The sequence below is a fragment of the Streptomyces sp. NPDC006259 genome (genome assembly GCF_042870975.1).
In the GTDB taxonomy this organism is placed as follows: Bacteria; Actinomycetota; Actinomycetes; order Streptomycetales; family Streptomycetaceae; genus Streptomyces.
Genome location: NZ_JBIAHY010000002.1, coordinates 1,079,570 through 1,104,770 on the forward strand (window position 1 = coordinate 1,079,570; position 25,201 = coordinate 1,104,770).

Genomic DNA, 25,201 nt, shown 5'->3' on the forward strand with positions numbered 1-25,201 from the left:
GGAATGATTTCTTCCAAGAAATTATATACCAGTGATCTTCATCTGGGAACCCATCCGTCCGGGGAGGTGCCGTACATCGCGGTCTGCCTCTCCGGCGGCAGAGGAAGCATTCCCTCCGGATTGGCCGCCAAGAGTGCCGGCGCGTCATCACTCGAGCAGAGTGATTTCTCATGGGAAACCACTTCGCGAGACAGGCGATCTGCACCCAGGTGCTTTCCCGGCGGAAAGCAAGTGGCCGAAAGGGTCTCTTCCGCAGGTGGGGGTCGGGTCGGCCGGCGGGGCCCTCCTGCTGTGCCGAGCCGACGGAACTTGGGTCCGCAGCCCTAGGCGTGTCGGGGAGAAGTCGGGGCACAAGCAGGTGCGGCGAGGGGTGGAGCGCGGGTTCGTACCCCTCAAGATCGGGGTTGACACGTCGAGGAATGTCGACCTAATGTGATTTCCCGACGGAAACCATTCCCTTTCAAGCGATTTGTGCTTATCTCTCGACAAGCCGGTCACTGGACGTCAGGTGTGTTCGTCTCCGCGGACGCCCGGTGGCCATCCGCCAGCGAGACAAGGAGCACCTGTGCTCACGGAGAACGCATTAGGCGAGGCGCGCAGCGCTGTTTCTCTGACCCTCACGGAGGGCTTCGACCGGGTCGTGCGGACCACCGGGGACGAGGTCGCCCTCATCTCCGGTACACGGACCCTGACGTACCGCGAACTGAACGAACGAGCCGAGCGCGTGGCCCGCGCACTGATCGCCCGGAAGGTGGCGCCCGGTGACCGGGTCGGCGTGTACCTGCGCCGGTCACCCGACTTGTACGCGGTCATGCTCGGCATCCTCAAGGCGGGCGCCTGCGTGGTGCCGGTCAACCCGGACCACCCCGCGCCGTTCGTCGACCGGGTGCTGGCCGAATCCGCGCCCACCGCCGTCGTGCACGACACGGAAGCGCCCGGAGCGGCGGCCCGCATCGCCGGCGCACCGCTGTGGGTGCGGGCCGACGAGCTGACCGCGGCCGCGGAGCCGCAGGAAGACATCCCGCTGCCGCCGGTGTCCGACCCGGAGGGCGCCGCCTTCCTGATGTTCACCTCCGGGTCCACCGGCAGGCCCAAGGGCGTGCGCATCGCCCACCGCGGGCTGGCACGGCTCGGCCCGTACAGCGGTGACCTGCGGATGGGACCGGGGGACTGCCTGGTCCAGTCCGCGGCGTTCTCCTTCGCCGCGTCCACCATCGAGATCTGGCTCGCCTTCCTGCACGGCGCACGCCTCGTCGTGATGCCGCACGGGCTGCCCAGCCTGCCCGTCCTCAAGGATGCGATCGTCCGGCACGGCGTCACCGCCCTCTCGCTGCCCTGCGGTCTGTTCAACCTGCTGGTGGACGAGGAGCCGGAGTGCCTGGGCGGCGTACGGCTGATCTTGCTCAGCGGTGACTTCCCGTCGCCGCAGCACCTCGCCCGCGCGGCACGCGCGACCGGCGCCGTCATCTACAACGGCTACGGCTGCACCGAGAACTCCTCCATCACCGCCCTCTACCCCGTCCGCAACGCCGACGACGTCACCCGCGAGGAACGCGTACCGGTGGGGCGCCCGCTGCCCGGAGTCACCCTGGAGGTCCTGGACGACGCACTGCGACCCTGCCCGCCCGGCGCCCCCGGCCAGTTGGCCGTCGGCGGCCTCGGCCTCGCCCAGGGTTACCAGGACGAGCCCGGACTCACCGCCCGCAAGTTCGTGACCGGGCCGGACGGACGGCCCCGCTACCTGACCGGCGACCTCGCCCGCACCACCGCGGACGGGAACGTCGTCCTCATCGGCCGCGCCGACAGCATGGTGAAGATCCGCGGCTACCGAGTCGAACTCACCGCGGTGACCCTCGCTCTGCGCGCGCTGGACGGGGTCCACGACGCCGTCGTCAAGGCGTTCCCCGAGGACGCCGGCGACAAGTCCCTGACCGCCTTCTACACCACCTCCGACGGACGGCCGCTCGACGGCGCCGACCTGGCACGCCGACTGGGCGACCAGCTGCCGTCCTACATGGTCCCCTCCTCGTTCCACCACCTCGGCGACCTGCCGAGGAACGCCAACGGAAAAGTCGACCGGTCCGCCCTCACGGACCCCTCGGCGACTCCGGACAAGCCGAAGAAAGGTGACACAGCCATGCAGAACCCGCTCGAGACCGTCGTGCTCCAGGCATGGAAGGACATCTCCGGCGCCGAGGACTTCACCACCACCGACTCCTTCCTCGGCCACGGCGGGAACTCGCTGCACTTCGTCCAGCTCGCCTCCCGGCTGCAGAAGATATTCGGCGTCGAGGTCAGCACCGAGGACGTCTTCCGGCACGGCACCGTCGAGCAGCTGGCACGCTTCGTGGAGCAGGCGCGGGACACCGGAGGCAAGCCCGCCCGGACCCAGTAGGCATCGTCCGGCTGCGGCCGTACGGCGCCCGCCGCTGACGGCCGGTGGATCTCTGCAGAGGACAAACGACCGGTGAACTCCCCCCTGGAAAACGCTGTACTCGACCTTGCCCGGACCGCTCTCGGCAGAGCCGACCTCACCGCGCAGGAACCACTCGCCGACCCGTGCGACCGCCCGGAGGCGCTCGACGGCCTCGCCGCCACGCTGACGGCGGTGTTCGCCGTCGAGGTGACCGGTGCCGACCTGGCGGCCGGCGCCACCGTCGCCGACGTGGCCGAACGCCTGGCCGACCGGCGCGGAGCGCCCCGGGAACCGGAACTGCGCGCCGGTCTCGCCCCACGCGACGGGCGGGCCGTGGAGGCGTCGTACGGCCAGAGCGGCATCTGGCTGATCGACCAGTACCTGCCCAACCCGGCCGCCTACAACGGCCCGTTCTTCGTCCGGCTGCCGTTCCCGGCCGACCCCGGACGCCTGCACGCGGCGGTGCGCGGGGTACTGCGCCGCCAGGAGGTCCTGCGCACCACCTACACCCTGGACGGCGGCACGCTCCGGCAGAACGTCTCGCAGGACGACGACGCGGTCCTCTTCGACGTCGCCCGGTACGGCGACGACAAGGAACTCGACGCCCTGGTGCACCGCGTGGCCAACCTGCGCCTCGACCTGGCACACGGACCCGTCGTCGCCGTGACCTGCGCCCTGGGGCCCGCGGAGCAGTCGGCCGTGATCTGCAACATCCACCACATCGCCTCCGACGCGGCCTCCGCCGGCATCTTCGTGCGGGAACTCCTTGACGCCTACGACCGCATCGGCCGCGGCCTGCCGGTCGAGGCCGACCCGCTGCGGCCCACCTACGCGGACTTCAGCCAGTGGTACCGCGACCGGCTCACCGACGAGGTCCTGACCCGCTCCCTCGACCACTTCGCCGACCGGCTCGCCGGGGAACTCCCGGTGCTCGACCTGCCCACCGACCGACCCCGCCCCCCGGTGCAGCGCCACCGCGGCGGCACCCTCGCACTGCACCTGCCGGCCTCCCTGGCGGACGACTTCGACGCGCTCGCCCGGGAGGAGGGCGTCACCCTGTTCATGGCCCTCGTCGCCGCCTACGCGGTGTTCCTCTCCCGGCACACCCGCCAGCGGCGGGTACTGATCGGCAGCCCCGTCTCGCTCCGCGACGACCCGGCCACCGACGACCTGATCGGCTACTTCGTCAACCTGGTCGTGCTGGCGCAGGAGATCGACGACCGGATGACCGTCCGGGACGTGCTCAGCCAGGCACGCCAGGAGGTCGGCGACGCGCTGCGGCACAAGTGGGCCCCCTTCGAGAAGGTGGTCGAGCGCCTCCGGCCGCCGCGCAGCAACGGCTACACGCCACTCGTGCAGACCATGCTCGTGCTCACCCAGAACGGCTCCGGGATCCGCCACGGCGGCACCGAACTGCGCGTCGAGCGCGGCGCCGCGCACGGCTCCAAGTACGACCTGTCCCTGGTCTTCGAGCGTGCACCCGACGGCCTGCACTGCCTGATCGAGTACGACGCGGACCTCTTCGACGAGGCGACCGTACGGGCCATGGGCGGCCGACTGCGGCACCTGATGGAGCAGTTCGTCCGGTATCCCGACGCGGCGCTGCACGAACTGGAGGCGCTCGGCGCCGAGGAACGCAGTGCCGTGCTCGCCCGCGGGGACCTGACCGCGCACGCCTCGCACGACGCCCCCGTCATGGAACTCTTCGAGGCCCAGGTCAGGGCCACCCCCGACGCCGTGGCGCTGGAGGACGACGACACCGCCGTGACCTACCGGGAACTCGACGAGCGCGCCAACCGGCTCGCCCACGTCCTGCGCGCCCGTGGCGCGGCGCCCGGCACCCGGCTCGGCATCTGCCTGCCGCGCTCCCGCGACATGGTCGTCGCCCTGCTGGCCGTCCTGAAGACCGGAGCGGCGTACGTCCCGCTCGACCCGTCCTACCCCCGCCCGCGGATCGGCCACACCCTGCGTGACGCCGACGTCCTGGTGACCGTCACGGACAGCACGCTGGCCGGTGAACTCCCGCCCGGTGAGGAGCTCTTCCTCCTCGACCGCAACGCCGAGCGGATCGCCGCGGCACCCGCCGTCGGACTCGGCCGCACCAAGACACCCGACGACGAGATCTACGTCGTGCACACCTCGGGCTCCACCGGCCTGCCCAAGGGTGTCGTCATCGCCGACCGGACCGTGGCCAACCTCGTGCGCGCCCAGCACCGCTGCTCCCCGTGCGGGGCGACCGGGCGGACGCTGCAGTACATGTCGCTGTCGTTCGACGTCTCCGTCATGGAGATCCTCGGCACCCTGTGCGTCGGCGGCACCCTCGTGCTCGTCCCCGAGGAACTGCGCAAGGACCTGCACGCCCTGGCCGGCTTCCTCGCACGGCACCGCGTCAACCGCGTCTACCTGCCCTACATCGCGCTCCAGCAGCTGGCCTCGCTGATCACCGACGCCGGTCTGCGCCTGGACGACCTGCGCGAGGTCACCTCCGTGGGCGAGGCCCTCGTCGTCTCCCCGCAGATCAGGCAGTTCGCCGCCCGCCACCCGGCGCTCCGGCTGGTGAACATGTACGGCCCCTCGGAAACCCACCTGGCCAGCTGGCACCCCCTCACCGGCACGCCCGCCACCTGGCCCGACACCCCGCCGATCGGCCGTCCGGTGGACGGTGTACGGCTGCTGGTCCTCGACGCCCACCTGCGCCTCTTACCCCCCGGCGTCCCGGGCGAGCTGTACATCGGCGGGCCCGTGCTGTCCCCCGGGTACCGCAACCGGCCCCAGGAGACGGCCCGCCGCTTCCTGCCGGACCCCTTCGGCGGTCCCGGCGAACGGCTGTACCGCACCGGGGACCTGGTGCGCTGGAACGGCGACGGGGAGCTGGAGTACCTCGGCCGGACCGATGACCAGATCAAGATCCGCGGCTACCGGATCGAGCCTGCTGAGATCGAGGCCGCGCTCGACGACCTGGACGGTGTCGCCTCCGCCGCGGTCACCGCCGTGGACCTCGCTCCTGGCGACCGCCGCCTCGTCGCGGTCCTGGAGTCCGCGCGGACCTGGCAGACCGCCGAGTTGCGCCGCGCCGTCTCCGGCACGCTGCCCGACTACATGGTGCCCGCACTCGTCGTCCCGGTGGAGCGCATGCCGACCACCCCGAGCGGGAAGATCGACCGCCGGGCCGTCGCCGGCCTGGCCGCGGCACGGGCGACCGAGGCGCGCACCGCACCCCCCGAACCCGCACAACCGCCCCGGCCCGGGCTCGAACAGCGGATCGCCACCGAGTGGGGGGATGTGCTGAAGGTGTCCGCGGTGGGCCGGGACGATGACTTCTTCGCCATCGGCGGCAACTCCATCATCGCCACCGAACTGGTCTACCGGCTGCGCCGGGCGTTCGACCAGGACCTCTCGCTGCGCGCCCTGTTCGAGAACCCCACGGTCGCGGGCATGGCCGCCCGGCTCGGCACCGGCACGGCGCCGCCCACCACCGCCCCCGCCACGCTGCGGGCGGACGCGGAACTCACCGACGACCTGCCCGCCGTCACCGGCACCCCCGTGCCCGTCGCCCAGGCCGGCGACGTGCTGCTCACCGGCGCGACCGGCTTCCTCGGCGCCTACCTGCTGCGGGAACTGACCGCACGGCCCGGCGGCCGGGTGCACTGCCTGGTGCGGGCGGCCGACGCACGGGCCGGCACGGCCCGGCTGCGGGCCACCGCCGACCGCTACCTGCTGGACGGGCAGATCGACTGGGACCGGGTGCACGCCGTGCCCGGAGACCTCGGCCGGCCCGGATTCGCCCTGCCCGCCGACGAGTACGACGCACTGGCCGGCACCGTCGACGTCGTCTACCACGCGGCCGCGCACATCAACTTCGTCCTGCCGTACGCCTCGGTGAAACCGACGAACGTGGACGGCTTCCGCCACGTCCTGCGCTTCGCCGCCACCGACCGGCCCAAGCACCTCCAGTACATGTCCACCATCGCCGTGTTCGCACCGGGCGAGTCGCCCGGCGGCGCGGTCCTCACCGAGGACGACGTGCCCGACGCGTGCGAGAGGCTGGGCATCGGTTACACCCAGAGCAAGTGGGTCGCCGAACGCATGGCCCTCGCGGCCCGCGCCCACGGCGTCCCCGTCACCATCCACCGCATCGGGCGGATCTCGGGCGACAGCGTCACCGGTGCCTGCCAGAGCGACGACTTCCTGTGGCGGCAGATCAAGAGCTTCATCGAACTCGGCTCGGCACCGCCGGCCGAGGACCTGACCACCGACCTGCTGCCCGTCGACTTCGTCGCCCGCGCCGTGGTCGCCCTCGCCCGCCACCCCGCCACCCACAACCGCACCCTGCACGTGTTCCACCCGAGCGGATCGGACTTCACCCCGGTCCACGAGGCCCTCCGCGCCGACGGCCACCGCCTGGAGATCGTCCCGGCCGACACCTGGCTCTCCCAGTTGGAGGAGTCCGCCCGACGCCCCGGCGGCAACGCCCTGGCGGCAGCCGTGCCCCTCTTCCGCGAGGGCGCCCTGGACCTCGGTGACAACACCTACGGCAACGCCGCCACCACCCGCCTGCTGACCGAACTCGACCTGGCGTGGCCCGCCATCGACCAGCAGGCGATCGCGCGGATGATCCGCTACTTCCGCTCCGCCGGAGAACTGGCCGGCGACTGAGGAGACCCCTGTGTGCCGGGCCCTCCCCACGGCGCCGCCGATCCGGCGCCTACCGACCATCCATCAGCACGGCAATCGCCGCAGCGGTCGCCGGACACCGGAAAGCACGAGCAAGCCATGCCAACGAGCTCCTGCCCCGACACCGAATACGACAGCCTCATACCCTCCGTGGTCGCGGCACTGCCGGCCGCCCAGCAGCCACAGTGGCCCGACCCCGTCCGTCTCGCCCGAGTCCACGCCGAACTGGCCCGCGCCGAACCGCTGGTGACCTACGACAGCGTGCTCGCCCTGCGCCGGCTGCTGTCCCGCGCCGCCGACGGTGAACTGTGCGTCCTTCAGGCCGGTGACTGCGCCGAGGACCCCGCCGAGTGCGACCCGGCCGCGATGGCCCGCAAGGCCGAGATGCTGGACGTCCTCAGCGACATCGTGCGCACCGGCGCCGGACGGCCCGTCGTCCGGGTGGGCCGGATCGCCGGACAGTACGCCAAACCCCGCTCCCAGCCGGAGGAGGAGCACGACGGCGTCCGGCTGCCGGTCTTCCGGGGTGCGCTGGTGAACGCCCCCGACCCCGACCCCGCGGCGCGCCGCCCCGACCCCGCTCGCATCCTGCGCTGCCACCGGGCCGCCCGGCAGGCCCTCGCCTCTCTCGACGGCCTCGGCCGCGGCGAGGGGTCGCCCGCCGAAGCGCGGGTGTGGACCAGCCACGAGGCACTGCTGCTCGACTACGAACTGCCCCAGGTGCGCCGGCACCGCTCGGGCCGCAACTACCTCGCCAGCACCCACTGGCCGTGGGTCGGCGAACGCACCCGGCAGCCCGACGGCGCCCACGTACGGCTGCTGGCGCACATGGACAACCCGGTCGCCTGCAAGATCGGCCCGACCACGACCGTGGAGCAGGTGCTCGCCCTGTGCGCCGCGCTCGACCCGGAGCGCTCACCGGGACGGCTCTCCCTGGTCGCCCGGTTCGGCGCCTCCCGCATCCACGGCCTGGCCCCCCTGGTACGCGCGGTGCGGCGGGCCGGCCACCCGGTGCTGTGGCTGTGCGACCCGATGCACGGCAACGGGGAACGGACCGCGCACGGACTCAAGACGCGTCGCCTCACCGCCGTCATGACGGAGATCAGCCGGTTCGTCGACATCGTCTCCGCCGAAGGGGGCCGCAGCGTCGGACTGCATCTGGAGGCGTCCCCGGACGACATCGTCGAGTGCAGCGGCGCCGGCTTCACCCCCGCGCCCGGACCGGCCTACCGCACCCTGTGCGACCCCCGGCTGAACCTGGTGCAGGCCGTCGCGGCGACCGCCTACTGGCGACTGCCCGCCGTCCTGGGGGCCGCCGCGTGAACGGTCCCGCGCACAGCGCCCACGGCCTCGCCGCCCTGTTGCCCGAACCCGGCGCCCCGTTCGCACTCCTGCACCGTCCCGGTGCGGGACACCCCGACACCGTGGACGTCGTCAGCGGGCCCGTCCGCACCGCGGCCACGCTGGCCGACCTGCGCCTCGACACCGCGCCCGGCCCGGACGCGCCCGCGGCACCGCTGGACGGGCCGGGCCCCGCGCACCGGGTCCTCGCCCTGGTGCCGCACCGGCAGATCGCCGAACGCGGCTTCGCGGCCCCCGACGACGGCACCCCGCTGCTCGCCATGGACATCACCACCCAGCACACCGTCCCCCTGGACCGGCTGCTGGCGCTCCTGCCGGAGCGGGAACTGCACGTGGAGGAGGAAGGCTTCGACCTGAACGACGACCGGTACGCGGCCGGCGTCGACGCGCTCACCCGCCGGGAGATCCAGCGGGGCGAGGGCGCCAACTTCGTCCTCGCCCGCAGCCTGCACGGCCGGATCCGCGACTTCGACCGCACCCGGGCACTGGCCGCCCTGCGGCGGCTGCTGACCGCGGAGAGCGGCGCCTACTGGACGTACCTCGTCTGCACCGGCGACCGGTACCTGATCGGCAGCTCCCCCGAACAGCACGTGCGGGCGACCGGCACGCGGGTGTCGATGAACCCCATCAGCGGCACCTATCGCTACCCGCCCGGCAGCGGCCCGGACCGCGACGGCCTGCTGCGGTTCCTCGCCGACCCCAAGGAGATCCACGAGCTCTACATGGTCGTGGACGAGGAACTGAAGATGATGACCGAGCTGTGCGGGCCCCGGGTGAACGTCCGCGGGCCCGAGCTGGCCTGGATGTCGCGCCTCGCCCACACCCAGTACCACCTGCACGGCGAGTCCGCGCTGCCGCTGACCGACATCCTGCGTGCCACACTGCCCGCGCCCACCGTGACGGGCAGCCCGGTGGAGAACGCCTGCCGGGTCATCGCCCGGCACGAACCCGCGGGCCGGGGCTACTACAGCGGCGTGCTCGCCCTGGCCGGCCGGGAGGACGGACGGCGCGCCCTGGACGCGGTCATCGTGCTGCGCACCGCCGACATCACCGCGGACGGCGCCGTACGCCTGACCACCGGCGCGACCGTGGTGCGCGACTCGGTACCCGCCGAGGAGGTCGCGGAGACCACGGCGAAGGCCGCCGGACTGCTCACCGCGCTGACCCGCGACGACCGCGCCCGTCTCCCGGCCCCCGCCGCCACGGGCCCGGCCGGCCCACTGGCCGCGGACCCGGCGGTGCGCGGGGCACTGCGCGCCCGCAACGACGCCGTCGCCGCCTTCTGGCTCGGCGACCGGGCGCGCCCGCCCAGGCCCCGCGGCCCCGGCCCGCGGGTGGCGGTGGTCGACGCGGAAGACCGGTTCACCAGCATGCTCGCCCAGCAGCTCGGCGCGGTGGGCTGCCGGGTCGACCTCCACCCCTGGTCGTCCGCCCTGGAGGTGGCTGACGACCCCGGCACCGTCCTGCTTCTGGGGCCGGGGCCCGGCGACCCCCGGGACCTGTCCGACCCCCGGGTGGCGCGGCTGCGCTCGCTGGCCGCCCGGCGCCTCGCCCAGCGGCTGCCCCTGGCCGCGGTGTGCCTCGGCCACCAGGCTGTCTGCGGGGTGCTGGGACTGCGCCTGGTGCGGCTCGCACGGCCCCGCCAGGGAGCGCGGATGCGGGTCGGCCTGTGGGGACGCGAGCGGCACGTCGGCTTCTACAACAGCTTCACCGCGCGCTGCGACACCGACCGGTGCGCGCTGCCCGGGCCGGACGCCGCGGCCCGCGTGTGGCGCGAGGACGGGGGAGAGGTGGTCGCGCTGGACGGCCCGGGGCTGGCCACCGTCCAGTTCCACGCCGAGTCGCTGCTCACCGAGGACGGTCCGGACCTCCTGCGCGAACTGGTGGACCGAGCCCGCCGGACCGGGCGGCGCACCGGCGTCCTGACGTCCCATCGAGCGGAGGAGCACGCGTGAGCCCGACCCGAACCGCCCCGGCCACGGCCGGCACCGCCGTCGACCCGCGAGAACTGCGCCGCACCCTCGGCCACTTCGCGACCGGTGTGACGGTCGTGACCTGCCGGCGCGGCACCCTGTTGCACGGGGCGACGGTGAACTCCTTCACCTCCGTGTCGCTCGATCCGCCGCTCGTCCTGGTCGCCCTGGACCGCCGCACCCGCCTGGCGGCCCTGCTGGACGACGGTTGCTTCGTCGTCAACCTGCTCGGCGAGCACCAGCGGGACCTGGCGCTGCACTTCGCCGGCCGCCCCTCGGCGCACGCGGTGCCCTGGGTGGACGGCGACGGCGACCGGCCCCGGCTGGGCGGCACACTCGGTCACCTGGTGTGCCACCCGTGGCGCACCTACGACGGCGGCGACCACACGCTGCACGTCGGCCGCGTCGAGGAGTTCGCCGCGGCCGGGGGCCGGCCGCTGCTGTTCCACCGCGGTCTCTTCCCCCGTCTGATGCCGGAGGAGCCGCAGCAGGAGGGGCCCGCCGCCGTGTGGTCGTTCTGTCTGGACGGCCCCGGACCGGCCATGGAGCAGTTCGTCACCGATCACGAGATACGGGAGCAGGGACATGGCAGCTGACAACGGACAGTCCGCAGCACCCGGCGCGGCCGGGGAGCCCGTCGGCGGTACTCGGGTCACCCGGCCGCTGACGGGGGACGAGTACATCGAAAGCATTCGCGACGGCCGGGAGATCTGGGCGTACGGCGAGAAGGTCGACGACGTCACCAAGCACCCGGCGTTCCGCAACACCGTCCGGATGACGGCCCGTCTGTACGACGCCCTGCACGACCCCGAGCACCACGACACCCTCACCGCGCCCACCGACACCGGCAGCGACGGCTTCACCCACAAGTTCTACCGGGTTCCGCGCAGCGTGCAGGACCTGGTGGGGGACCGGGACGCCATCGCCGAGTGGGCCCGGCTGACCTACGGCTGGATGGGGCGCAGCCCCGACTACAAGGCCAGCTTCCTGGTCACCCTCGGCGCGAACCCGGAGTATTACGGCGACTTCGCGGACAACGCCCGCCGGTGGTACGCCGCCGCCCAGGAGCAGGTGCTGTTCTGGAACCACGCGGTGATCAACCCACCGGTCGACCGGCACCGGCCCGCGGACGAGGTCGACGACGTCTTCGTGCACGTCGAGAAGGAGTGCGACGACGGCCTGGTGGTCAGCGGCGCCAAGGTGGTGGCGACCGGGTCGGCGCTCACCCACTTCAACTTCGTGGCGCACTACGGACTGCCCGTGAAGAAGAAGGAGTTCGCCCTTGTCGCCACCCTGCCCCTGGGGGCACCCGGTGTGAAGCTGGTCTGCCGCCAGTCCTACGAGCTGGCCGCGAGCCGCACGGGCAGCCCGTTCGACTACCCGCTGTCGAGCCGGCTCGACGAGAACGACACCATCTTCATTCTGGACAAGGTCAAGATCCCCTGGGAGAACGTCCTCATCTACGGGGACACCGCGCGGGCCGGCACGTTCTTGCAGACGTCCGGCTTCACCCACCGGCTCACCTTCCACGGCGTGACCCGGCTGGCCGTCAAACTCGACTTCCTCGCGGGCCTGTTGCTCAAGGGTTTGGAGGTGACCGGCACCAAGGACTTCCGGGGCATCCAGACCCGGGTCGGCGAGGTGCTCGCCTGGCGGAACATGTTCTGGGCGCTGAGCGACGCGATGGCGCACAACCCGGACCCCTGGCACGACGGTGCCCTGCTGCCCAACCTCGACTACGGCATGGCGTACCGGTGGTTCATGACGGTCGGCTACCCGAGGGTGCGGGAGATCATCATGCAGGACCTCAGCAGCGGCCTGATCTACCTCACCTCGTCCGCCAAGGACTTCCAGGAACCCGAACTCCGGCCCCACCTGGATCGCTTCATGCGGGGCTCGGGCGGCTACGAGGCGGTGGAGCGCGCCAAGCTCATGAAGCTCATCTGGGACTCGGTGGGCACGGAGTTCGCCGGACGGCACGAGCTGTACGAGCGGAACTACTCGGGCAACCACGAGAGCGTCCGCATCGAACTGCTGCACGCCCAGACCGCCTCCGGCCTCGTCGACCAGTACAAGGGGTTCGCCGAACAGTGCATGGCGGAGTACGACCTGGACGGCTGGACGGCCCCGGACCTGGTGCCGCCCGACCTCGACTGAGCGGCGTCGCCCGCCGGCCGCCTGGCGAGCCGGACGGTGCGGCAGGGGCGGGGGAGGACCGCCCGCCCCTGCCGCACCACCTGGTCAACCGGTGATCAGGGCCAGCGTGAAGCCGTCGTACCCCTTGGTGCCGACGGTCTGGACCGAGGTGGCGGTGACGTCCGTGCGGCCGGCCAGCAGCTCGTGGAACCGGCGCACTCCCTGGACACCGGCGTCCGTGTGGTCCGGGTCGGCCACCGCGCCGCCCAGGACGACGTTGTCGACGACGACCACCGCGCCGGGCCGGGACAGCTTCAGGGCCCAGGTGAAGTACTCGGGGATGTCGGGCTTGTTGGCGTCCACGAACACCATGTCGAAGGGGGCGGTACCGGGCCGGTCCAGGGCGGGCAGGATGTCCAGCGCCCGGCCGACGTGCTGTTCGACGAGGTGGGCGACCCCCGCCTCGGCGAGGCGGGACGCGGCCGCTTCGGCGAAGGACCGCTCCCACTCGATGGTGACCAGACGGCCGTCCGGCGGCAGCGCGCGGGCCAGCCAGATGCTGCTGTAGCCGCCGAAGGTGCCGATCTCCAGGATGCGCCGCGCGTGACCGATGCGAGCCAGCAGATGCAGCAGTTTGCCCTGCGGGGCACTGACGGCCAGGTCCGGCAGATCGAAGTGCTCATGGGCCCTGGCGGCTTTCGAGAGTGCTTCGTCCTCCTTCACGAGAAGGGAGCTGAAATAGGCGTCGACACTGTTCCATCGCTCTTGTTCCATGACCACCATAATTCACGAGAAAATCGTGGACGGCAAGAGTGTAATTCGGCTGCAATGCTGTCGCTGATCTGTTGAACAAGCAGGTCGGCGTGCTGGTCGAAGCTGCCCTAAAATCCCTGTTCAGGGAATTGGAGACGTTTCTGGAGGATATCTTCGAATTCCATGGGTACGGCATTGACTGCGGTCCTGGCCGCTCCTTAGCCTCTCTTTTCGGAACCCTGCGATAAACCATCCCCTCAAGGAGTGTCGCACCATGCGAGAAAGCTCGGCCCCCACACTGGAGGCACCCTCCGCGAAACTCGTGCCGGCGATGCACCACCTGGGCATCCAGACCGGCGACCTGGACAACTGCCTGGCCTGGTACAGGGACTTCTTCGGCTGCGCCGAGACGTGGACGCTCACCACCTTCTCGGACCTCACCCTCAGCAGGCTCCCGGGCATCACCCGGCTCACCGAGGTCGGCGTCGGCGACGTCCGCTTCCACCTGTTCGAACGCACCGGGCACGAGCAGGTGCTGCCCGGCGGCAGCAAGCCCCAGTTCCAGCACGTCTGCCTCGCCGCCGGATCCCCCGAGGAGCTGCGAGCCTGGCGCGACCACTGGCTGGACCTGTACCGCTCGGGCCGCTACCACTTCGCGACCGACGAGCAGCCCACGGACATCGTGGTCGACGCCGACGGCGTGCACAGCTGCTACCTGTTCGACCCCAACGGCCTGGAGTTCGAGTTCACCTACGTCCCGGGAGGTGCCGCATGAGCGCCGGGACGCGCAGGACCGTCACCGAACTGCCGGTGGCCGAGGGCTGGGACTTCGGCGACTTCCCCTACGGCCTGGAACCGCTGACCCTGCCCGAACCCCCGCACCGGCCCGCGGCCGACGTCCCGGACGTGCTGTGCGCGGAACCCGCCGGTTCGGCCGGGCCGCCCTGCCCGCGCACCGGACCGGCCCCCGGCCACCCCGAACTGGCCCACCAGCTCTTCTGGTTCCGCTGGATCACCGGGCACCAGGTGACCTTCGCCGTCTGGCAGTTACTCGGCCACGCGCTGCACCAGGCGCACGAGCGGCCGGACCCCGCCCCCTCGTTGAAGGCCATGACGGAACTCACCCGGGCCTACACGGCGATGCTGCTCTACACCAGCTCCTGCCCCAAGGACGTCTACGGCGACGTCATCCGGCCCAGCATGTTCCTGCAGCACCGCGGCTTCAGCGGCACCTGGGCACCGGACTTCGCCCCCGTCCGCCGGCTGCTGCGCGGCAGGAAGACACCGTGGCACGACACCCCCGAGGGCGGACGGCTGGCCGACGAGGTCCGCCGCTACCACCTGGTGCACTCGGGTGTCGCCGCGAAGCTCGTACCCGGCGGCAGGTCCCTGCTCCAGGACACCGTCCCGGCGGCCCGGCCCCACGATCCCCGGCTCCAGGCGCTGGTCTACGACAACTACTTCCTCACCCTGCGCGCCGACGTGCCGACCGCCGAGATCCTCGACCAGCTCCGGCGCCGGCTGACCGCGGTGCGCCTGGACGTCTCGGTCAACGGCCTGTACCCCGGACTGACCGAGTCCGAGGACGCCGCGCTCCCCGAGGAACTGCGCAGCGAGGACGCCCGGGCCTGCGAACGCGACTTCGACGCCGTGCTCGCCCGCGTCGACGGCCTGACCGCCGCGCTCGACGAGCGGTTGCTCCACGGCAGCATCGCCCGCTGAGCCCGCGCCCCCGGACACACGACAGGAGAGGAGCTGACGGACCGTGCGGCACGGAGTCGTCGTCCTGCCCGAACAGCGCTGGTCACGCGCCCGCGAACAGTGGGTTCGCGCCGAGGAGTTCGGATTCGACCACGCCTGGACCTACGACCAGCTGATGTGGCGGTGGCTGCGCGACGAGCCCTGGTTCGGTGCCGTGCCCACCTTGGCGGCGGCGGCCGAGGCCACCTCCACCCTCACCGTGGGCACCATGGTGGCCACCCCCACCTACCGGCACCCGGTGACGCTGGCCAAGGACGTGATGACGCTCGAGGACATCGCCGGCGGCCGCTTCATCTGCGGGCTGGGAGCCGGGGCCGGCGGCCTCGACGACCGCGTCGTGGACCCGACCGCCTACTCCCCGCGGCAACGTGCCGACCGTTTCGCCGAGTTCGTGGGGCTGCTCGACGAGCTGCTGACCCGGCGCAGCACCACGTACACGGGTACCCATTACGACGTCCGGGAGGTGCCCATGCACCCGGGCTGCCTGGCCACGCCCCGGGTGCCGTTCGCCATCGCGGCGACCGGACCGCGCGGCATGCGGCTGGCGGCTCGCCACGCCGACCTGTGGGTCACCGCGGGGCGGCCCGGCGACTTCGACGCCCGGCCGTACGAGGAGACGCTGCCGGAGATCAAGGAGCAGCTGGCACGCCTGGACGAGGCGTGCGAGCGTACCGGACGTGACCCCTCCACCTTGCGCCGACTGCTGCTCACCGGTGCCATGGTGGGCGGCACCCTCGACTCCGTCGAGGCGTACCGCGACGCCGTCGGCCGTTTCGGCGAACTCGGCATCACCGACTTCGTCGTGCACTGGCCCCGGCCGTCCTTCCCCTACCGGGGCAGCGTGCGGGTGCTGGAGCGGATCGCACGCGACGTGCTGACCGGCCGCGGCGAGGAGCAGCCGTGATCGACTACGAGATCGTCGACATGTTCACCGGCACCCCGTTCGAGGGCTGCGCGCTCGGGGTCGTCCCGGACGCGAGCGCACTCGACGACGCCGGCATGCAGGCCGTCGCCCGCGAGGTCGGTCTCACCGAGACCGCGTTCGTCCTGCCCCCCGGGAGGGCCGGAGCCACCCACCGGGTCCGGATCTTCACCCCGCAGCGGGAGTCGCCGTACGGCGGGCACTCCGCCGTCGGCACGGCCGCCACCCTGGTCCGGCTGGGCCGGCTGCGGGCGGGGGAGCTGGTCCAGGAGTGCGGCGGGCGGCTGATGGCGGTGCGCGCCGGCGCCCACCGGGCCACGCTCGCCGTGCGCGGTGAGCCGGCGCCGCCCGCCGCCTGGGACGCGGAACCGCTGCTGGAGGCGTGCGGACTGACCGGGGACGATCTGGTGGGCGAGCCGTGCGTGACCGGTTTCGGGCCGGCGTTCCACGTGCTGCCCGTCACGAGCGGGGCGGTCGCCCGCGCCGTGCACCAGCCGGCGCACCCTGTGTGGGCCGACTGCCCCGACGCGGTGGTGGTCGCCTACGACAGTCGCCGCCGGCGGGCCGACGTGCGGGTGTTCGCTCCCGGGTACGGCATGCCGGAGGACCCGGCGTGCGCCTCCGCGGCCCTGGGTCTGGGCGCCTGGCTCGTCCGCGCGGGCCTGGTGCCGACGGCGGACGGCACCAGCGCGTACCAGGTCCGCCAGGGGGCGGTACTGGGCCGTCCGGCCCGGCTGGACTGCGCCGTGACCGTGCGCGAGGGCCGGGCGGTGGCGGCCGAGGTGACCGGAGAGGTCGCGGCCACCGGCACGGGCCGCATGCACCTGCCCCGCACGGCGGCAGTCGCCCGTTGAACCACCGCTTCCCGCACCGCACGGTACGCAGAGTTCGTCACGGAGAGCCCGGCGAAGCAGAACCCGCCAAGAAGAACCCGCCGAAGAAGAACCGGTACGAAGAGGAGAGGAACCCGACTGTGTTGTTCCGTCCAGAGCTGCGCGGCACCCGGGGCGCGGTCGCCTCGACCCACTGGCTGGCCTCGGCCGCGGGCTTCCGCATGTACGACAGGGGCGGCAACGCGTTCGACGCGGCCGTCGCCGCCGCGTTCGTCATCCAGGTCGTGGAACCCCACCTCAACGGGCCCGGCGGAGACGTACCCGTCCTCGCCCACCGGGCCGGGTCCGGCCGGGTCGACGTCGTCTGCGGCCAGGGCCCCATGCCCCGGGCGGCGACCATCGAGAGGTTCGAACAGCTCGGCCTCTCCGTGGTGCCCGGCTCGGGACTGCTGCCCGCGGTGGTGCCCGGCGCCTTCGGCGCGTGGCTGCGCGTCCTCGCCGAGTACGGCACCCTGCACCTGGAGGACGTCCTGGAGCCGGCCATCGGCTACGCCGAACACGGGTACCCGCTGCTCCCCAAGGCGGCGGCGATGATCGGGGCGTTGCAGGAGCTCTTCCGCGAGGAGTGGACCGAGTCCGGCCGCACCTACCTGGTCCGCGGGGAAGCACCCCGGCCGGGTCAGCGCATGACCAACCCCGACCTGGCCCGCACCTACCGGCGTCTCCTCGACGAGGCCAGGGCGGCCGGCGCCGACCGCGACAAGCAGATCGACGCGGCCCTGCGCGCCTTCTACGAGGGCTTCGTGGCCGAGACCATCGACCGCTACCTCGCCACGGCCGAGGAGATCGACGCCACCGGCCGCCGCCACCGCGGCCTGCTCACCGGGGCGGACCTGGCCGGCTGGCGAGCCACGGTCGAGCCCTCGCTGCACCTGGACCACCGTGGCCTGTCGGTGCACAAGCCCGGTCCCTGGTCGCAGGGCCCGGTCTTCCTCCAGCAGCTCGCGCTGCTCCAGGGCTTTGACCTCACCGCCATGGGACCGGTGAGCGGCGAGTTCCTGCACACGGTCACCGAGGCGGCCAAACTGGCCTTCGCCGACCGCGAGGCCTGGTACGGCGACCCCGCCCACGCGGACGTGCCGGTCGACGACCTGCTCGACCCCGCCTACAGCGCGGCCCGCCGTGAACTGATCGGCCGCGAGGCCTCCACCGCACTGCGACCGGGCTCGCCCGGCGGCCGGACGCCGGTGCTGCCCCCCGTCCACGACGAGTCCGCGGGCCCCGCCGGTCCCGCATGGCTCGGTGAGCTGGAGGAAGGCATCCCGGCCGTGGTGCGCTCCACGGCCGCCCGGGGCGACACCTGCTGCGTCACGGCCACCGACGCCCGCGGGAACATGGTCGTCGCGACCCCCAGCGGAGGCTGGCTGAAGAGTTCGCCGGTGGTGCCGGGCCTCGGGTTCCCGCTCGGCACCCGGGGGCAGATGGCCACGCTGACCCGGGGGCACGCCAACGCGCTGGCTCCTGGCAAGCGCCCGCGCACCACCCTCAGCCCGACCCTGGTGCTCCGGGACGGCAGGCCCTGCCTCGCCTTCGGCACACCGGGCGGCGACCAGCAGGACCAGTGGACCCTGCAGTTCTTCCTGCGCCACACCGAACACGGCATGGGACTCCAGGAGGCCGTCGAGGCGCGGACCTTCCACACCGACCACGTACCGACGTCCTTCACCCCCCGGCGCTTCGCCCCCGGGACGGTCGTCCTGGAAGAGGGGATGCCCCAGGAAACCATCGAGGAACTGCGGCGGCGCGGCCATCAGGTGCGCACGGTCACCGACTACAGTCTGAGCAAGGTCTGCGCAACAGCTCTGAGCAGTGACGACATGGTCACCGCTGTGGCCAGCCCGCGCGGCGCGCAGGCCTATGCCGTGGCGGATTGAGGACCTGCACTTGAGGGGATAAGTTTCCTCAGAGAAATCATTTCGGCGGATGGAAGAGGAACGGCATGGCGTCCCACCTGTCACCGGACCCAGGTGACTTCATCGTTCTGGGGGAAGCACGGCAGAACAACCTCAAGGGCGTCAGCCTGCGCATCCCGAAGGGACGGCTGACCGTCTTCACCGGCGTGTCGGGATCGGGCAAGTCCTCCCTGGTCTTCGGGACGATCGCCGTCGAGTCGCAGCGGCAGATGAACGAGACGTACCCCGCGTTCATCCGCAACCGGCTGCCCAAGTACGAACGGCCCGCCGCCGAGGTCATCGAGAACCTCTCCACCGCCATCGTGATCGACCAGCGGCCGGTCGGCGGCAACGCCCGCTCGACGGTCGGCACCATGACCGAGGTCCACGCCATGCTGCGGGTGCTGTTCTCCCGGCACGGCACGCCCAGCGCGGGCCCTTCGCACATGTACTCCTTCAACGACCCCCGCGGCATGTGCCCGCGGTGCGAGGGGCTCGGTTCCCGGCTGCGGCTGGACCTGAACCGGCTGCTGGACGAGGACAAGAGCCTCAACGAGGGCGCCATCCGCTTCCCCGCCTTCGCCGTCGGCACCTTCCAGTGGCAGCTGTACGCGGAGTCCGGCCTCTTCGACCCCGACCTGCCGCTGCGCGAGTTCTCCGCCGACGACCGCGAACTGCTGCTGCACGGCTCCGGGTTCAAGGTCGACCGGGCCGGACGGCACGGCGTCTACAAGAACGAGTACGAAGGAGTCGTGCGCCGCTTCACCCGCCGCTACCTCAAGGCCGGCCTCGACGCCCTCAAGGCCAAGGAACGGGCGGCCGTGGAAGAGGTGGTGACGGAAGGACCCTGCGAGGTCTGCGGCGGCGCCCGGCTGGCACCGGCCGCGCTCGCCTCGCGCATCGCCGGCGACACCATCGCCGACTACTGCGCCCTGGAGATCACCGACCTCATCGGCCGCCTGGAGCGCATCGACGCGCCGTCGGTCAAACCGGTGGTGCAGGCGTCCCTGTCGGCGCTGCGCAGGATCGAGGCCGTCGGCCTCGGCTACCTCAGCCTCGACCGTCGCACCAGCACCCTCTCCGGCGGCGAGGCCCAGCGCCTGAAGACCGTGCGCCACCTGGGCAGCAGCCTGACCGGGCTGACGTACATCTTCGACGAGCCGAGCGTGGGCCTGCACCCGCGCGACGTGCGCCGCCTGAACACGCTGCTCCTCGCGCTGCGCGACAAGGGCAACACGGTGCTCGTGGTGGAGCACGACCGGGACGTCATCGCCGTCGCCGACCATGTCGTCGACATGGGTCCGGGCGCGGGCAGCCAGGGCGGCGAAGTGGTCTACGAGGGCTCGACGGCCGGGTTACGCAAGGCAGGCACCCCGACCGGCCGGGCCCTCGACTCGGTGCCCGGGCTGAAGGAGCGACTGCGGGCCCCCCAGGGCAAACTGACGGTCCGCGGCGCCCGGCTGCACAACCTCCAGGACGTCACCGTCGACGTGCCCACCGGCGTGCTGGTGGCGCTCAGCGGCGTCGCCGGCTCGGGGAAGAGTTCGCTCGCCCGGGAACTGGTCGACCGGCACCCGGGCGAAGCGGTCGTGGTCGACCAGTCGTCGATCGGGATCTCCTCCCGCTCCACCCCCGCGACGTACACCGACATCATGGACACCGTCCGGCGCCTGTTCGCCCGCGCCTCCGGGGCCGACCCGGGACTGTTCAGCTTCAACTCGGCGGGCGCCTGCCCGGAGTGCCAGGGCCGCGGGGTGATCGAGACCGACCTCGCCTTCATGGACCCGGTCACCACCGTCTGCGAGCGCTGCGACGGGCGCCGCTTCAACGACGAGGCGCTGCGCCACACGCTGTCCGGCCGGACCATCGTCGACGTCCTCGCCATGACGGCCGAGGAGGCGATCGCGTTCTTCGACGAGGACTCCGTCCGCCGCAAGCTGACCCTGCTCATCGAGGTCGGCCTCGGCTACCTCACGCTCGGGCGGCCCCTGTCCACCCTGTCCGGAGGTGAGCGCCAGCGGCTGAAGCTGGCACACCGGCTGCACACCTCCGGCAGCGTCTACGTGTTCGACGAACCGTCCACCGGTCTGCACATGGCCGACCTCGGCAAGCTGCTCGCCCTGTTCGACCGCCTCGTCGACGGCGGCAACACGGTGGTGGTGATCGAACACGACCTGGACGTGCTGAAGTACGCCGACTGGATCATCGACCTCGGCCCGGAGGCGGGCCGGCACGGCGGCCGGGTGGTGTTCGAGGGCACCCCCGCGGACCTGGCCCGCCGCCGTGACGTGCACACCGGCCGCTGCCTGGCCGAGGACCTCGCCGCGCACGGTCACCTCTGACCGGCCCCACGCACCACCACCTCCGACCGGCCCGGAGCACCCGACGACACACCGGGTGCTCCGGCGCCCCCGTGTGCCGCGGCCCGGCCGCACCACCCCGACAAGGAGCCTCCATGCCCCTCATCCACGTCACCCTGCTGAGCGGCCGCAGCGAGGAGGAGATCGCCGCACTCGGCCGGGCCCTCACCGAGGCCGCGCACACCACGCTCGGCACACCCCGGGAGGCGATCCGGGTGACGGTGGACGAATGCCCGCCGCAGCACTGGTTCGTGGGCGGCACCTCGGTGGCGGACAGGAAGGCGGCCCGGGACGGCTGACCCGTCCCGGGCCGTCCCGGGCTCCGCGGCTCAGGCCGCGTCGGCGAAGCGCCGGCGGATCCGCCCGACGTGCTCGGCGTCGACCGCGGGCAGATCGTCCCGGGTGAGCCGGCCGCTGCGCGTCAGCAAGTGCGCGTTGAAGGCGTCCGGCGGCAACCCCACACACCGGTCGATGTTCTCGAACCACTCCAGGCTCGTCAGCGCGATCCGCTGCATCCGCTCCACGGCGGGCCGCCGCTCGGCCTCGTACGCCGCCAGCGCCTCGGGCACCGTCCGGTACTCGTGCAGGGCCGTGGCGAGGGCGAGCCCGTCCTCCATGGCCAGCTTGGTGCCGGAACCGATCGAGAAGTGCGTCGTGTGCGCGCTGTCACCGAGGAGGACGAGGTTGCCATGGCTCCAGTTCCGGTTGCGTACGGCGGTGAAGCGGCCCCAGTACGACCGGTTGCCCCACAGCGCGTGCCCGTCCAGCAGACCGGAGAAGTACCGCGCCACCTGGTCGATGCCGCCCCGGTCGCCCACGGGGTCCGCGGGCCGGCGCTCCGCGGACCGGAAGCCGGCCGCCCGCCAGACCGCGTCGCCCACCTCCACGATGAACGTGCTGCGACCGGGCGCGTACGGGTAGGCGTGGGCCTGTACGGGGCCGTGCTCGGTCTCGACGACGGCGAACGTCAGCGCGTCGAACGGGCGGTCCGTGCCGAGCCACATGTACCGCGAACCCGCCTCCTGCCGCTGCGTGCCGAACGCGGCCGCGTACCGGGCCCGGGTGCGCGACCCCACGCCGTCCGCCGCGACGACGAGGTCATGGGAGGAGCGCAGCCGGGACACCTCCGGCGCCGGGGTGCCGAAGTGCAGGCGCACCCCGAGAGCGGCGCAGCGCTCCTGGAGGAGCCGCAGCAGGGTGTGGCGGCCGACCGCGGCGAACCCGTACCCCTCGTTGCGCTGGGTGCGGTCCCGGTAGTGGACGTCGATCCGCGTCCACCGGGCGAACTCGGCCGTGACGGCCTCGAACAGGGCCGGGTCGGCGGCCTCGATGCCGCCGAGCGCGCCGTCGGAGAAGACGACCCCGAACCCGAACGTGTCCCGGGCCGCGTCGGCCTCCCAGACCTCCACGACGTCGTGGGGCCGCAGGCGCTTGACCAGGCAGGCCGTGTACAGCCCGCCGGGACCGGCTCCGATCACCGCTATCCGCATGACACCTCACTGGGGCTCCGAGGGGAGGGTGGATGTGTCGGACATGATATCCGAACGGAAACGAATGAAGAGGCAACCGCCGGACACTACACAAGAGTTACCGCTTCGAGCCGCTCCATTCATTTCCCGGACGTCACCAAGCTTCTCATTGCCGAGTCACCTGTCACCGAGTCCCTCCCTCAACGAAAGGGCGCCTCATGCAGGACACCCCGACGCCCACCCCGCTCCCGGTGGCCGACCTGGCCGACCTGTTCTCGGCCCCCGACCCGCCGCCCTTCGCCCTCGTGCGCCGCCACACGCACGACGGAAGTGCCGGTGACCCGTTCGACGTGTACATCGGCGCCATGCACACGGTACGGCGGGTGACGGACCTGCCCTCGGGTCCGCCCCGGCCGGGTGGCGGGCCCCATGCGCTCGCCGTGCTGCCGTACCGGTGCCTGGCCGAACGTGGGCTGGACTGCCGTGACGACGGCACGCCTGTGCGGGTCCTGAGGATCCATCGGTGGCACACGGCCGACACCGCCGCGCTCACCGCGGCCCTCGCCGCCGTGCGGCCCGCGGGAGACCTCCGCTGGGAGGATGCGGGCTTCGACGACACCGACGAAGAGTACGCCGGCCGGGTGCGCGACCTCCTGGCCCACGAGGTGGCGCGCACCGGCCTGCACGTCCTGATCCGGCGGGACTTCACCGCGCGACTGCCCTGCCACGGGGCCGCCGCCGTGGGGGAGCTGTTCCGCCGACTGTCCGCCGCCGAGCACGGCGCGCACTGGACGTTCGCGGTCCACACCGGGGGTCCGCGCGGCGCCGCGCTGGCCGGCGCCTCCCCGCAGGGTCACGTCAGCGTGGAGGGAGGCCGGGTGGCGATGCACCCGATGTGCGGGACGCTGCCCCTCCCGCCCGGTGGCCTGCCTGCCGCCGAGGACCTGGCCGCCTTCCTGCGCGACCGCAAGGAGACCGAGGAACTGGGAGCCGTGGTCGACGCGGAGCTGGCTATTCTCTGCCGGGTCACCACCGGGGACGTACGGCTTGAGGGACCCGGTCTGCGTCCGCTGGCCCGTGTGCTGCACACCGAGTGCCGCATCAGCGGGACCGCCGCGCTCGACGTCCGGCACACCCTCACCGGCACCCTGTCCGCGGCGACCGCGGTGGGCCGTCCCTTCGCGGAGGCCTGCAGTGTCATCGCCCGGCGCGAACCCTCCGGACGCGGCTACTACGGCGGTTCGATCGCGCTGCTGGGCCACGACGCCTCAGGCGGCGAGCAGGTGGACACGGCCGTGCTCATCCGCACCTTCGAGCTCTCCGGGCGGGGCACGGTGAAGCTGTCGGTCGGAGCCACCGTCGGGCCGCGCTCGGTGCCCGCCGAGGAGGCGGCCGAGACCCGCGCCAAGGCATCGGCCCTGCTGTCGGTACTCGAGAGCACCGCAGCCACCGCCTCCGGTGTCACCGCAGCCACCGCCCCCGGTGGCATCACCCCCGGCGACACCGCCGCCGTCCGCCGACGGGCGGACCCCGGTCCCGGCGACCCCGTGCCGCACGACGCGTCGGCGGGAGGGGACGCCCCGGCCGCAGCACAGGGCGACGGGGCGCCGGGTGGCCGTACACCCGGCCACCGGCGCACCGGGCCCCGCTCCACCGTCCCCGTCGACCCGGCGGCGTGGCCGTCGGTGAGCGCCGAGTTGGACCGGCGCCGTGCGCTGCTGTCCGCCCACTGGCGGGGCCGGTCGCGGCCGGGCGGCCGGCCGGCTCCCGGCGGCCCGGTGCTGCTCGTCGACGCGGGGGGCGAGGAGACGGCGGCGCTCGCCGTCATGCTGCGCGGACTCGGCCGCGCCGTCGAGGTGTGTCCCGCCGAGCACGTGGCCCACGCGATCGGGGTGCGCCCCGGGGACCCCATGGCTCCCGACGCCCGGGTCCGCTCCGCCGGCTCCGCCCACTCCGCTGCCCCCGCGGTCCGGGTGCGTCCCCGGGACGCGGTGACCCGCGCCACCGGGCTCCGCTCCGCGGACCACGGTGTGCAGGGCGCCGGGACGCGTTGCGCGGACCCCGGGGCCCGTGCCACCGGGACACGCGCCACGGGCCCCACGGCCGACGGCGGCGCACACCGTGCCGTGGGCCCCCTGGCGCCCGGGGCCACGGTGGTCGTCGGGCCGGGCCCCGGCGACCCGTTCGCCATCGGCGACGACCGCATCGCCGCCCTGCGCGCCCTGGTCGCCGACCTGATGTCTCGGGGGACGCGAACCGTCGGGGTCGGACTCGGCTTCCACCTCCTGCTCGTCGAACTGGGTCTGGCCGGATCCGTGCGGCCGCGGGGCGAGGCCGCCGCCCAGCAGGAGATCGACGTCCTCGGCCGGCGTGCGACGGTGGGGTTCGGCGGCGCGTACGCCGTGCTGGCCGGTCCGCACACGGACGCCCTGGCCCGGCGGCTGGGACTGACCCTGTGGTACGGCCCCGGCGACGGCGAGCTGGCGGCCCTGCGGGGCCCGCGTACCGGTGGCTGTGCGTTCCTCCCCACGTCGGTGCTGAGCGTCGAGGGGGCGGAACTGCTGACCCTGCTGCTGGAGTGAGTGCCGCG

16 protein-coding genes are annotated in these 25,201 nt (G+C 72.7%); 14 read left to right on the forward strand and 2 right to left on the reverse strand.

The features are described from left to right. The first annotated feature begins 565 nt into the window (after nucleotides 1-565). The 6 genes from ACFYO5_RS10670 to ACFYO5_RS10695 all read left to right on the forward strand — a co-directional run bounded on the left by ACFYO5_RS10670 (nucleotide 566) and on the right by ACFYO5_RS10695 (nucleotide 12,582). Nucleotides 566-2,395, forward strand: coding sequence for an amino acid adenylation domain-containing protein (locus ACFYO5_RS10670; RefSeq protein WP_388706710.1), 1,830 nt, complete (start codon nucleotides 566-568; stop codon nucleotides 2,393-2,395). Nucleotides 2,396-2,467: 72 nt separating this feature from the next. Beyond that, entirely contained in the window at nucleotides 2,468-7,072 is a 4,605-nt protein-coding gene (locus ACFYO5_RS10675) for an amino acid adenylation domain-containing protein (RefSeq protein WP_388706713.1), read from the forward strand. A 117-nt stretch (nucleotides 7,073-7,189) separates the two neighbouring features. Beyond that, a complete protein-coding gene (locus ACFYO5_RS10680) occupies nucleotides 7,190-8,413 on the forward strand; it encodes a 3-deoxy-7-phosphoheptulonate synthase (protein ID WP_388706715.1) in 1,224 nt (407 codons plus the stop codon). After that, nucleotides 8,410-10,407, forward strand: a complete 1,998-nt coding sequence (locus ACFYO5_RS10685; protein WP_388706718.1) for an anthranilate synthase family protein — start codon at nucleotides 8,410-8,412, stop codon at nucleotides 10,405-10,407. Before ACFYO5_RS10680 ends, ACFYO5_RS10685 begins: the two co-directional genes overlap by 4 nt. Next, nucleotides 10,404-11,021, forward strand: coding sequence for a flavin reductase family protein (locus tag ACFYO5_RS10690; RefSeq protein WP_388706721.1), 618 nt, complete (start codon nucleotides 10,404-10,406; stop codon nucleotides 11,019-11,021). The genes ACFYO5_RS10685 and ACFYO5_RS10690 overlap by 4 nt, the downstream gene beginning before the upstream one ends. Then, nucleotides 11,011-12,582 carry a 4-hydroxyphenylacetate 3-hydroxylase N-terminal domain-containing protein gene (locus tag ACFYO5_RS10695; RefSeq protein WP_388706724.1) on the forward strand — a complete coding sequence of 524 codons (1,572 nt, stop codon included), beginning with the start codon at nucleotides 11,011-11,013 and terminating at the stop codon, nucleotides 12,580-12,582. The genes ACFYO5_RS10690 and ACFYO5_RS10695 overlap by 11 nt, the downstream gene beginning before the upstream one ends. 84 nt (nucleotides 12,583-12,666) lie before the next feature. Here ACFYO5_RS10695 and ACFYO5_RS10700 read toward each other — a convergent pair whose 3' ends face one another. Then, nucleotides 12,667-13,335 (reverse strand): O-methyltransferase, encoded by a 669-nt coding sequence (locus tag ACFYO5_RS10700; protein WP_388706726.1) that lies wholly within the window; start codon nucleotides 13,333-13,335, stop codon nucleotides 12,667-12,669. 253 nt (nucleotides 13,336-13,588) lie between these two features. On the opposite strand from ACFYO5_RS10700, the gene ACFYO5_RS10705 reads away from it, so the two are divergent. From ACFYO5_RS10705 to ACFYO5_RS10735, 7 genes are all read left to right on the forward strand, one after another. Continuing rightward, entirely contained in the window at nucleotides 13,589-14,089 is a 501-nt protein-coding gene (locus tag ACFYO5_RS10705; RefSeq protein WP_388706729.1) for a VOC family protein, read from the forward strand. Continuing rightward, nucleotides 14,086-15,036, forward strand: coding sequence for a hypothetical protein (locus ACFYO5_RS10710; protein ID WP_388706731.1), 951 nt, complete (start codon nucleotides 14,086-14,088; stop codon nucleotides 15,034-15,036). Before ACFYO5_RS10705 ends, ACFYO5_RS10710 begins: the two co-directional genes overlap by 4 nt. 43 nt (nucleotides 15,037-15,079) lie before the next feature. Further along, nucleotides 15,080-15,979: an LLM class flavin-dependent oxidoreductase gene (locus tag ACFYO5_RS10715; protein ID WP_388706734.1), complete on the forward strand. Its 900-nt coding sequence runs from the start codon at nucleotides 15,080-15,082 to the stop codon at nucleotides 15,977-15,979. Further along, nucleotides 15,976-16,851 (forward strand): PhzF family phenazine biosynthesis protein, encoded by an 876-nt coding sequence (locus ACFYO5_RS10720; RefSeq protein ID WP_388706736.1) that lies wholly within the window; start codon nucleotides 15,976-15,978, stop codon nucleotides 16,849-16,851. Before ACFYO5_RS10715 ends, ACFYO5_RS10720 begins: the two co-directional genes overlap by 4 nt. A gap of 119 nt (nucleotides 16,852-16,970) precedes the next feature. Beyond that, on the forward strand, nucleotides 16,971-18,764 hold the full coding sequence (locus ACFYO5_RS10725) for a gamma-glutamyltransferase family protein (RefSeq protein WP_388706739.1): 1,794 nt from the start codon (nucleotides 16,971-16,973) through the stop codon (nucleotides 18,762-18,764). A gap of 65 nt (nucleotides 18,765-18,829) precedes the next feature. Beyond that, nucleotides 18,830-21,124 carry an ATP-binding cassette domain-containing protein gene (locus ACFYO5_RS10730; RefSeq protein WP_388706741.1) on the forward strand — a complete coding sequence of 765 codons (2,295 nt, stop codon included), beginning with the start codon at nucleotides 18,830-18,832 and terminating at the stop codon, nucleotides 21,122-21,124. A gap of 113 nt (nucleotides 21,125-21,237) precedes the next feature. Beyond that, complete coding sequence (locus tag ACFYO5_RS10735) at nucleotides 21,238-21,441, forward strand: tautomerase family protein (RefSeq protein ID WP_252551321.1); 204 nt, start codon at nucleotides 21,238-21,240, stop codon at nucleotides 21,439-21,441. 30 nt (nucleotides 21,442-21,471) lie between these two features. Here ACFYO5_RS10735 and ACFYO5_RS10740 read toward each other — a convergent pair whose 3' ends face one another. After that, complete coding sequence (locus ACFYO5_RS10740; protein ID WP_388706745.1) at nucleotides 21,472-22,632, reverse strand: FAD-dependent monooxygenase; 1,161 nt, start codon at nucleotides 22,630-22,632, stop codon at nucleotides 21,472-21,474. Nucleotides 22,633-22,829: 197 nt separating this feature from the next. Between ACFYO5_RS10740 and ACFYO5_RS10745 the strand changes: the two genes are divergently transcribed. Beyond that, nucleotides 22,830-25,193, forward strand: a complete 2,364-nt coding sequence (locus ACFYO5_RS10745; protein WP_388706748.1) for a chorismate-binding protein — start codon at nucleotides 22,830-22,832, stop codon at nucleotides 25,191-25,193. Nucleotides 25,194-25,201: the final 8 nt, after the last annotated feature.